We start from the raw sequence: 11,312 nt of genomic DNA, 5'->3' as shown, positions 1-11,312 counted from the left end.
TTCGAGTCCCGTCCAGACCGCAAATAGCACTCATACGAGTGCTATTTTTGGTTTAAAGCCCTTTTAGCGCATTTGGAGAGGGATAAATCTTTATCCGTTTACTATGTTTTAGCAGATAATAGCAGATTTTTTGCTACTCGTTTGATACCAGTTTTTCAATGATTTTTAGATGGTAGGTTTGTTGCTCATGCAATTAAAACCAATTCAAAATGAAAGCAAGGTACAGTTTGGTCTTTGACCGAAAAAATGAAATCCTAAAAAAAGGAAAAGGCTTAGTCCAAATTCAAGTCTATTTAGATGGTGGTAGAAGATATTTTTCTACAAAACTCTGTCTAACTACAAAAGAATGGGATTTCAAGACCAATTCCACCAAAGAACCCTACACAGGAAAATTATTAAGAGAACGCATCGCAGAGTTAGAAAAATTTGAGGTTGAGTATAGAGCTCTACATCAAAAGTTTCGCTTGTCTGATTTTGATTTGTTACTCAATCCTCCAAAAGTTGAAGTAGTGCCTGAGCCTGTCAAAATATCCTTCACCGAATTCTTCAGAAATCAACTCTCCAAAGAAACTCAGTTAAAAAAAGTAACCTTAACAAATCAAGCAAATTGCCTTGCAAAGTTGATTGAATTTAAAGACTTGAATTATGCTTTACTTCAAGATTTTGAGATATTTTTACAAAACGTAAAGAAACTCAAAGTCAATACTATTGAGAAATATCATAGGCAACTCAGAAAGTATATTAACTCGGCGATTAGACAAGAGTTGTTTCCAATCAATAAGAATCCGTATAAAGACTATAAATTAGTAACTGAAGAAACAGACACTCTTTTTTTATTACCTGAAGAAACAGAAAGAGTTGAAGCATTGGTTTTTGATAAAAGTATCAAAGACTATGTAAGATTAGAAATGGCAAGGGATATGTTTCTGTTTGGATGTTACACAGGGCTTCGTTTTTGTGATTGTTATGATTTACGACCACCCAAATTTTCAGAAACTAAACAGGGCTTGATACTAAAATTTAGAGCAATCAAAACAGATAAATTAGGTAGTCGCCCATTATATTTATTGTTTCCAAGCAATTGCCCGAAACGCAGGAAGAAAACGGCGAGATTCAACAATTACACGAAGAACTCACTGAGGTGAGGAAAAATTTACAAGAAACTCAAGGAAAAGTGATTGAATTAATGAATAATAATGCGGCATTAACCGAACACTTAAAAGAAACTCCCAAAAGCATTTGGAAGGAGGCCTCAGAAACTACTGCAAAGCTCAGTGAAGAACATATTCAAAAGCAAGTTAATGTTGCCTTGAGCGGTTATCAGCAACAAGTGAGAGAGCACAATTAGTAATTAATGAAAACCAGAAAATACAGTTGCTCAACGAGCGAATTAAACAGTATGAAACGCCATTACTTAAAAATATCTTTAAGGTTATAGCATCAAATAATAATAGTATAAAAGATTTACCTGATATAGTTTTCGTTTTGACTCAGCATTATTATCAACAAGTTGTCGTTCCAAATCAAATTCAATCTTTCCCTTATTCACAATAATCTATATTCAAAAGACCCATTTGGTGTATTTGAGGCCACCACTCCTTCTCTGGGTTTAGTAGGAATTCCAGAGCAAAATACAAGTATGCTCGAAAAGAGTAATGATGCCACAAAATCATTTTGGTTGAAGACCATCGGAATATTCTTACTCATTTTATTTTTTGGATTAATTCTTCATTTCAGAGATTCACTTTTTGGGGTGTTTAAAAAGAAAGTAGCTCAGCTAAATGATAAGATAAATCCTACTGATAAGCCAGAAATCGTAGAAGTAGAAATACTGCCAGGATATAACGAAGCTTTTTTGATAGACGAAACCAAACGCCAAGAATTGATAATCCAAGACTCAAAAAGTGATAAAATAATTAAGCCCATTTTAAGAGGTAGAGACATTAATAGATATACTACTACTTGGGATAAGAGTTATTTAATAAATACCCTCCCGAGTTTAAAAATAAATATTAATTCTTATTCGTCTATAAAACTCATTTTAGAGAGTTTTGGTAAGCGACTGCACCAAATAGGTGAAAGTTTTATAGAAGATGGAATAACTCAAACTACGAGAAAAAAAACACAGAATAAATGGTTTGAGACACAAGATGCAATTGCATTTTATAAAGAATTCTCCAAGGAAAAGCTCATTTGGAAGCGAATAGGCTCGCAGTTGCATTTTTCGTGTTCAGACCAAGAAATATTTTGCTTAGACAGCACGTGTATCACTACAGATGAGAAAATGAAATATTTAACGGCTTTGCTTAATTCAAAATTATGCAGTTATAAATTATTTGAAAATGCTCCTAAAACTGGCATCTGAGATTTAATAATTAGTGTTCAAGCTCTTGAACCTTTATTAGTTTATTATCCGACCGATGTGGAAGAAAAACCTTTTATAGATTTAGTGGATAAAATATTAGCGGATAGGATACGAGTGTTTTGGAGGCGGAGATTGATAGTTTAGTTTATGGATTGTACGGTTTAACGGAGGCGGAGATTGCGGTGTCTAAATAAAAGTATTAAACAAAAACTCATTTACAAATGGCAGCTACTGGCAAAATTTAAAGGAAAACCTCACTATTATTGTCCATAAAGCCAATACAGCTATTCCACTAAATCAAGCACTTTTGACTCAACAAGATACATTCATTTTTACACCCGTTAAGTTAATCAAAGGACAAACCCAGAAGGAAAGACAATTCAAAAAAGCCTCAGTTGGCTTATTCTCCAAGGCTGTATCAAGCGTTGGAATCGCTGTTTAACCGTTTCGGCAATCCGATATAGCAACAACGGCGCTTTTCATTACCTATTTTAAACCAGATTGGCATTATTAACAATTAGATATTGTGGGAATAACTATCCAGTTACATTCAACTACTACTTTTGTCTCACAATTAATCAAGCAAATCTATTTCATCCGCTTAATGAAAAAGAAATTACCTCTTTTTCATTAAGTCTAATTGTATTTTATGGTCTAAGCTTTAAACTTTTCCAATTGTACAAAACATAATCAACTTATGAAAAATTTATATTTAACCTTGTGCTTAATCGGATTTGTATTTCCAACTTTTGCCCAAAACCAAAAGGCAAAAAACGATTATTCTTTGATAGTAGGAAATAATTTTACGCAATCAAAAAACTATTATCTCCTCACGCTTTTTCAAAATATTCCTTCGGTTCAACAACTTCTTGCTAAGGACACAACGCTTCAACGCATCACCAGTCAGAGGATAAAAGGACTCCACTTATTACCTACCGATTGTCAAAACAGTATTACTTGCTTTACGGAGAAGATGGAATTCAGTCATGCTGAAATACAGGAAATTAGCAATAGATTAGGGGATTTATATGCTGACAATAATGCTTTAGGAAAATTAGTTTCCGAGCATTTAATTCCATCTGGCACTTACATTTTATCGCAAAAACTTTCCAATAAAGAACAATTAATTAAAGCGTGGGAACAAGATATAGAAGGTATTAATTTCACAATTTCGGTTTACGTAGAAGGTCAAAAACCGAATTATCCCACCATTGATTCCATAAGTTTTAACGTAAAAAAGAGAAACTATTCCCAATTGGTAGATGATTTATCGAAGACCATTTATGAAGAAACAAAAAACGCATCATTATTTTTTGAACCTTCTTTAAAAGCCGCTTTACTGTCGTTAGAAATCAACGAACGAAATCAAGTGGCTGATTATGAACCGATGGCTTTTACAGTAAATAAATTAGCCTTTGACCGAGTTAAATCCATCAAATGGAATGATTATAAATATTCACTTATTTTAATTCCAGGTTCTGGCCCCGAAGAACCCGAAACGCCTTTGAGTGCCGAAGGAATGCTGCGTTGCAGGGTTGCCGCTTTACGCTATTTTGAAGGATTAGCGCCTTTTGTGATGGTGTCTGGGGGAAATGTTCATCCCTTCAAAACTAAATTTAATGAAGCAATTGAAATGAAAAAATTCATGATTGAAACGCTTCATATTCCCGTCAATGCAATCATTGTTGAACCACACGCCCGCCATACCACTACAAATATGCGCAATGCAGCTCGGCTGATTTTTCGCTACGGAATTCCTTTTGATAAACCTTGCATTACTTCGACATCAAAGTCGCAAAGTATGTATATCCAAGAATTGAATTTAGATAAACGTTGCGAAAAGGAATTAAAACACGTTCCGTACCGAAAAGGAAAACGTTTATCGGAAACGGAAGCTGAATTTTATCCCATGCTTGAAGCTTTGCAAATCAATCCACTCGAACCACTTGACCCTTAGTGTTTTATAAAAAGACGAACGCATTTTTAAGACAACTTCATGAAAACTAAAAAAAACTTCCTCGAACTGAGTGGAATTATCCTCTCAGGGATTTTGAGTTTGTGCTTTTTTACGCAAACGGCAGATTTTTCAAAAATAGACTTATCCCTCACAAAAACCTTTGATATTGATTCTTTAGGAGCTGGACAAGGGATTAGTATCCAGCAAGACAGAGTATTTATCTATGGCGACCGTGAGATTGGAATGATTCGAGAATATGTGCTAAAAAATGATTCCATTCTTTATACTGGAAATGAAATTAAACTTAGCGTTGACGGAAAAGATGTCATTAATCATCCAACAGGAATTGCTTTACACGAAGGACTACCAACGTTTATTGGCAATAGCATTCGACTAAATCCAGCGGGAACGCTTTGGAAAGCTATGATCTATCAGGTTGATTGGAATGGCATTCAAAAGACCCATTCGCTCGATGGAAATTTATTAAATACCATTGAAGACGATGCTTGTATTCAAGGAACTCGCCCCGAATATGTAAAATATAAAAATAAATGGTTGATCGCAACGGCAGACTATGGAAATCAAAGAAATGAAGTGCGTATATACGACCCGTTAGTCCTTAAATCGGCCAAAAAGACTTCCGAAAAAGGGGTTCTCGTCAATAAATTCACTTGTAGTCCGTGGGTTCAGAATTTACTTTGGATTCCTGAAAAAAAGATTTTAGTACTGATTCAGAATCAAATAGAAGGTCGTCGCTGGCGCTTTTCATTTTTGGATTTCGAGAAATCTTTAGCCACGGGTCACGAAGTGGTTTTGAAAACGATTGACCTCGATAAAACCGATGAATTAGAAGGGTTTTCCCTCACAAAAAATAGCAATAAAGGCATTGCAGTTACCTCTTCTCGCAAAGCAAATGTTCATTTTACGAAAGTGAATTGGCAATAAAGACAGTAAATTAATATCATCATAAAAATCAAAATAATGCAAACACGATTACAAAAACAGACTTGGCTGAGAGTTATTCTGTTGGTTGCACTTGCGGGAGTTCTTTCGATAGAGCAGTCGCAGGCAATTTCAAAAACGTACGCTAAACAAACTTTAGAGACAATTTCGGGGGTGATTACCAATGAAATTGGGGAGACAATGGCTGGGGTGAATGTCTTCGACAAAACGACAAGAAAAGGAACGGTTACGGATGCAAAAGGTAAATATTCAATTTCGGCAAAGGAAGGTACAACGTTAGTTTTTTCATTTGTGGGATATACTTCCAAAGAAATTATCGTTGGAAGTTCATCAGTAATTAATGTACAATTGACGGAAAATTCGCAAGAATTGCAGGAAGTAGTAGCTATTGGTTATTCAACCGTTCGTAAAAGTGATGTGACTGGGGCAATTTCAAGCGTAAAAGCCAAAGAATTAAACTTATCAACGCCAACGGTAGGTCAAGCGTTAGTCGGAAAAGTAGCAGGCGTACAAGTTTCACAAGTAAGTGGTGCGCCGTATGTGAGTACAAAAATTAGGGTTCGTGGTGTTGGCTCAATCAATGCCAGTTCAGACCCCTTATACGTAGTGGATGGTTATCCCGTTGGCAACGATTTATTTATCAATCCAAATGATATTGAATCAATTGACATCTTGAAAGATGCGGCTTCTGCGGCTATTTATGGTTCAAGAGCTTCGGGTGGCGTCGTTTTAATTACGACCAAAAGAGGAAAAGAAGGCAAAGGGCAATTTCAGTATGACGTTCAATACGGTATAAATCAGTTGAGTAAAAAAGTAGATTTATTGAATGCTGACCAATTTGCCCAATTATTAATTGATGGTCACAACAATACTTACCGTGATTTAGTGGTAAATTCTGGTAAAACTTGGACGGATGCCATGTTCTCGGATGATAATGCCACTCGTGTTGCAAAAGTTGGTAATGCTTCGTCAGTAAGTATTCCCGCTGAATTTTATAATTTTGGTACTCAAACGCTTATCAAACCCAAATATAATACCGATTGGCAAGATGAATTATATCAGAATTCATTGTCGCAACGCCATAATTTATCATTTTCGGGTGGCAATGCAACCAGTCGTTATGCCATCAGCGGTGGCTATTTAAGCCAACCTGGAATTATCAAAAGTACCAAACAAGAACGTATAAATTTCCGTGCAAATATTGATGGTCAGATTAGTAAGAAATTGAGAGTTGCTGGAAATTTAGCCATTACAACGAATGAAAATCGTGAAGTTCAAGAAGGAAGATTCAATCAAGGGCCAATTTTGGGCGCATTAATTTATATGCCATTTTTTAGAGCTTATAACGATGATGGTTCTTTGCGTAAAAATGAAGCAGCATCTCAATCAGCTTTATACGCCTTTCAATCAGTAGAAAATCCAGTGGCTTTGGCGACTGAAACGCATATTTCTCGTAAAGGTTTACGTGGTACTTTCAGTGGCAATGCTACTTACCAAATTTTACCAAGTTTGTCGGCAAAAGTGAATTTAGGTTTGCAGACTTACAGCGAAAAATACGAATTTTATTTGCCAACATCTTTGAGTAACGGAGCCAATGCTCCAGGTTCAATACAATCGATTGCAGCAGCAACGGCTATTGCCCAGACAAGAACCGAAATGGATAAATTGGCTGAATTTACGTTGAATTATACGCAAAAATTTGATGGACACCATATTAATGCTTTAGCTGGTTATACCGCCCAAAGACTTGACATTGACCAAATTAGTGTAACTGCAAAAGGATTTCAAAACGATAGAATCGAAGAAATTACGGCAAAAGGCGCTGACCCAACTTTGTTTACTTTGAACGGTGCAACGGGAAAATCAACTGCTACTTTACTTTCTTATTTGGGTCGTGTGGCTTATAATTATAAAGAAAAATACTTTTTAACGGCTTCATTTAGACGTGATGCTTCTTCTCGTTTTGGTCCATTAAATCGTTGGGGGAATTTCCCATCATTATCGGCCAGTTGGAATATCTCACAAGAACCATTTTTTGCCAATAAATTCGGCGATGCAACTTCGGTGAAATTACGAGCAAGTTGGGGTTTGAGTGGAAATAACAATATCGGTAATTACAATTATTTACAAACCATGTCAAGTCCTACGGGGGTTGTGTTTGGTAATGGAACAATTCAATCGGCAGTATACCCAAATGCTATTCGTGACCAAAGTTTAGGATGGGAATCTACTTCTCAATTCAACTTCGGAACGGATATTAGTTTATTCAATAATCGAGTAAACGTGATGGCGAATTATTACATCAGTCAATCATCTGATTTATTATTTAATCAACCAGTTTCTGCTATTTCGGGTGCTTCAACAATCTTGACAAACCTTAGAAATTCTAAAGTTCAAAATAAAGGATTAGACTTACAAATTGATACACGTTTGGTACAAAGTAGTGATCTGAAAGTGAATTTAAGCGGTAATTTATCCATCAATCGCAATGAGGTTTTAGACCTTGGCGGGGCAAGTACCATCATTACCAACGGGGCTGAACGCTCATATTTAACGCACATTACCCAACAAGGACAACCAATCGGTATGTTTTACGGCTTTAAGGTAAAAGGAATGGTTCGTCAATCAGATGTAGAAAATTTAGCGGCTGACAATGCCGTTTACAACACTGCAACGCAATCATTTCCAGTCGGTTATAAAATTAAAGGACCTACTCGTTCAACTGCTTCAAGTAATACCTTAAAACCAGGCGATATTTATTTTGAAGATGTCAATGGTGATGGTGTAGTTAATGATTTGGACAAAACTGTCATCGGAACACCTTACGCAAAATTCACTTACGGATTATCACTTTCTGTAACGTACAAAAATCTTGATTTAAGTTCTTCTTTTAACGGTTCTTACGGCAATCAAATATTAGACGGACAAGATTATTACGTCTATAATTTGGAAGGTTCTGGCAATCAGTACGCTTCCGTTACCGACCGTTATCGTTCGGAAACTGAACCTGGAAATGGACAAATCTTCCGTGCTTCTCGTGGTGGTACCCAAAGCAATAGTACTCGTCTTTCAAGCTTTTATTTGCAAGATGGTTCATTCTTCCGTTGTACTAATTTAACGGTTGGTTATACAATCCCAACGAAATGGCTTGGAGCACAAAAAGCTTTGAGTAACGCAAGAATTTACATCGGAATTGATAATGCTTTCACTATCTCAAAGTATAAAGGATACAATCCAGAAGTTGATTATAACGATGGCGCAAACTTGACTCCTGGCGTTGATTATGGAAAATATCCATTGATGAGAGCTTATAATATTGGTGCAAAATTGACATTCTAAATTGATTTTTCGAGAAATTACATTTGATAATTTCTCGAAAATCACCTTAAAAATATTTATAAAATGATAAAGAAATTAATAATATTACTGGTAATTGCGGGTGCCGTTACTGGTTGCAAAGATGATTTTGTTTTGCAAACTGATCCAAATTCAGTAGCAGCATCAGACTATTTTCAAACTGAAAATGATGTACTTCAAACCGTAAATGGCGTTTATCAATCACTTCGTAGCTCCAATAATATTGGTGAAAATAGTGGACTTTTTACCGATGAGCGTTCGGATGATGCAGGTAGAAATGATAACCAATCAAATGCGGGTGAACCATTTCAATTCAATGATTTTTCAATTTTACCGAGCAATACTTATCTAAAAGCTCACTGGTTATCATTGTATCAAACCATCTCACGCTGTAATCAGGTTACTTCAAACATTGATAAAGTGACTTTTACAACTCCTGCGAATAAAGGTATTTATAATGCAGAAGCAAAATTCGTTCGTGCATTGATATATTTTCAATTGGTAAGAAAATGGGGTGATGTGCCGCTCGTGACGAAGCAATTAAATACAACGGATGATATTATTATTAATACTTTCAGAGAGAAAAAGGAAAAAGTTTACGAGCAAATTATTGCGGATTTAAAGGATGCAGTTGCCAGTGATTTACCAAATCAACAGCCACTTACGGGGAAAGGTAGAGTTTCTAAGGCGGCTGCCAATGCTTTACTTGGACAAGTATATTTAACGATGGCAACCACATTGGATCAAACAAATCGTACTGCAAATTTGAACAATGCTAAAACATATTTGACGGCTGCTTACGGAATGAGAACATTTGGATTATTAAAGGAGATACCATTCGTTGATGTTTTTGACGTAAATAAAAAGTCAACCAATTCTGAAATCATATTCCAGATTGTTTACAAACAAGGAGACGTTACTTATTCTTCTTCAATTGCTGCCAATAATCAGGCAAAGGGAGAAACTTTAAATTCGTTAAAACCAAGTAATGGCGTTGGTGGAAACGTAAAAATGGACTTGGTTAAAGAATACGAAAACAATGATTTACGGAAAGATTTCTCGATAAAATTTGCCAATGATGCTTCGGTGAAGGATTGGTATATTACCAAATTTAGAGATGCAAGTGCTATTGCAACAGCCAACGGCTACGGTGGCAATGATTGGCCAATAGTCCGTTATGCAGATGTCATTTTGATGCTTGCTGAGGTGAATTTATATTTAGGTGATGAAACAACGGCTATTTCATTTCTTAATCAAGTTCGTGAAAGAGCAAAGGTTTCAACCTATGAAGTAGCAAAAACCGATGTTAATTATAGTGCAAATTTCCCAACGTTAAAATTGGCTATTTTGCATGAACGTCGGGTTGAATTAGCTTTTGAACATCACCGTTGGTTTGATTTGTTGCGATTCTTTACGCCAACAGAGTTAGTTACTTACATGAAAACCAAAACGCAAGCTGATTATGGTACTGCTAAAATTTCTAATTTTGGTATGAAGGATTCTTTATTCCCTATTCCATTTGATGAAGTAAAATTGAACCCGGAAAAGATGTACCAAAATACTGGTTATTAGTCTATTTGGGAATATATCCATTAAAATTGCATGAAGTTGAGAAGTAAATTATTTCAATTTCATACTTATTTTTAAACCCTCAAATCTGTACGATTTGAGGGTTTTTACTTTAATATTTTCGCAAAATATCACAGTACCAACTCCTCAACTGGCAAATAACAACTGATCACCGTCAATTTAATATTCTTAATTTCTATGCTCCCGCCTTGTATTTCCACAAATTCTCGACACAAAACCAAGCCTAAGCCTTAGCCTTTTTCTTTGGCTGTGCCACGGGTTGAGTGGATATTTTTTGCAACTTTAAGGTTTCTTCCACTTGTGCATCGTATAAATCACTCACTTCTTGTTTCGAAAATTCATTTTGCTCCGAATATTCTAACTTTTTTTGAATCAAAGCAATCACACAATAATTGATAATCCCGATAAATTCTCCTTCAATGCCATCCTCAATTATCTGAACACCTTTTTCTTGAATAAAACGAATGCGTTGGGCGTTGATAAATATCTGGTCAGTCAGGCTTGGTAATCTCAAAATCCGTCAAGGTGTACCGTAGTTCTTGTTTTTCTTCTGGAATAAGGTTTTGCAAATGGCAATATTTTATCGGTATTCAGTTCCTGTTTTGGTCGTTTTTAGCCGTGAGCTATTAGCTTACTATTTTATTAATTCTGTAATTCTATAAAAACTCATAGCTCACGGCTCAAAGCTCATAGTTACGCAAGCACAAAAGTACTCAACGTTTTATAGACATCATTGATGTTTTCACCTTTGCGGAAATCTTTTTGAATAGGATTATCAGACCCTTTTATCCAAATCAAAATCTCAGCATCAAGGTCCAAAAGACTCGCAGAGCGTTTTGAGAAATAGTTGATTGACTTGTACGGAATGGTCATAAAGTCGGTTTTAGTGCCTGTAACCCCTTGTTTATCCACCAAAATTAATCTTTTGTTTGTGAAAACAAACATATCCCGAATCAGTTTGAAAGACTTGATAATGGTTTCGCCATCAATCAAAATTGATTCAAATTCGTGTGCTATTTTGTCGGGGGAAACTTCCGAAGAATTTCCCATCAAAGCGTTTAAAAGTCCCATGAGGTTTTT

9 protein-coding genes are annotated in these 11,312 nt (G+C 35.7%); 7 read left to right on the top strand and 2 right to left on the bottom strand.

Going from position 1 to position 11,312, the window contains the following annotated elements; genetic code table 11:
- Positions 1-209: 209 nt before the first annotated feature.
- The 7 genes from AC1W31_RS19110 (at position 210) to AC1W31_RS19080 (ending at position 10,214) form a co-directional block, all read left to right on the top strand.
- Positions 210-1,145: a site-specific integrase gene (locus AC1W31_RS19110; protein WP_481736094.1), complete on the top strand. Its 936-nt coding sequence runs from the start codon at positions 210-212 to the stop codon at positions 1,143-1,145.
- The gene (locus AC1W31_RS19105) at positions 1,082-1,348 is read left to right on the top strand and encodes a hypothetical protein (protein WP_481736093.1); all 267 of its coding nucleotides are present in this window, start codon (positions 1,082-1,084) and stop codon (positions 1,346-1,348) included. Before AC1W31_RS19110 ends, AC1W31_RS19105 begins: the two co-directional genes overlap by 64 nt.
- Before the next feature lie 162 nt (positions 1,349-1,510).
- Positions 1,511-2,365, top strand: a complete 855-nt coding sequence (locus AC1W31_RS19100) for a TaqI-like C-terminal specificity domain-containing protein (RefSeq protein ID WP_481736092.1) — start codon at positions 1,511-1,513, stop codon at positions 2,363-2,365.
- Positions 2,366-3,062: 697 nt separating this feature from the next.
- Positions 3,063-4,322 carry a YdcF family protein gene (locus AC1W31_RS19095; RefSeq protein ID WP_481736091.1) on the top strand — a complete coding sequence of 420 codons (1,260 nt, stop codon included), beginning with the start codon at positions 3,063-3,065 and terminating at the stop codon, positions 4,320-4,322.
- A 39-nt stretch (positions 4,323-4,361) separates the two neighbouring features.
- On the top strand, positions 4,362-5,267 hold the full coding sequence (locus AC1W31_RS19090; RefSeq protein WP_481736090.1) for a hypothetical protein: 906 nt from the start codon (positions 4,362-4,364) through the stop codon (positions 5,265-5,267).
- Positions 5,268-5,303: 36 nt separating this feature from the next.
- The gene (locus AC1W31_RS19085; RefSeq protein ID WP_481736089.1) at positions 5,304-8,624 is read left to right on the top strand and encodes a SusC/RagA family TonB-linked outer membrane protein; all 3,321 of its coding nucleotides are present in this window, start codon (positions 5,304-5,306) and stop codon (positions 8,622-8,624) included.
- Between the two features lie 63 nt (positions 8,625-8,687).
- Entirely contained in the window at positions 8,688-10,214 is a 1,527-nt protein-coding gene (locus AC1W31_RS19080) for a RagB/SusD family nutrient uptake outer membrane protein (RefSeq protein WP_481736088.1), read from the top strand.
- A gap of 241 nt (positions 10,215-10,455) precedes the next feature.
- Here AC1W31_RS19080 and AC1W31_RS19075 read toward each other — a convergent pair whose 3' ends face one another.
- Together AC1W31_RS19075 and AC1W31_RS19070 are read right to left on the bottom strand one after the other, a co-directional pair.
- Positions 10,456-10,746 (bottom strand): DUF1599 domain-containing protein, encoded by a 291-nt coding sequence (locus AC1W31_RS19075; RefSeq protein WP_481736087.1) that lies wholly within the window; start codon positions 10,744-10,746, stop codon positions 10,456-10,458.
- Between the two features lie 179 nt (positions 10,747-10,925).
- On the bottom strand, positions 10,926-11,312 hold a 387-nt coding region (locus AC1W31_RS19070; RefSeq protein ID WP_481736086.1), incomplete at its 5' end, for a PH domain-containing protein.

The organism is Arcicella sp. (assembly GCF_964672035.1).
Note: the sequence above shows the minus strand (reverse complement) of the source record. Positions and strands in the feature narration are given on the sequence as shown.

Coding starts and splice junctions, on each gene's coding strand:
- AC1W31_RS19090 (WP_481736090.1), top strand. CDS start 4,362: ATGAAAACTAAAAAAAACTTCCTCGAACTGAGTGGAATTATCCTCTCA.
- AC1W31_RS19085 (WP_481736089.1), top strand. CDS start 5,304: ATGCAAACACGATTACAAAAACAGACTTGGCTGAGAGTTATTCTGTTG.
- AC1W31_RS19110 (WP_481736094.1), top strand. CDS start 210: ATGAAAGCAAGGTACAGTTTGGTCTTTGACCGAAAAAATGAAATCCTA.
- AC1W31_RS19095 (WP_481736091.1), top strand. CDS start 3,063: ATGAAAAATTTATATTTAACCTTGTGCTTAATCGGATTTGTATTTCCA.
- AC1W31_RS19080 (WP_481736088.1), top strand. CDS start 8,688: ATGATAAAGAAATTAATAATATTACTGGTAATTGCGGGTGCCGTTACT.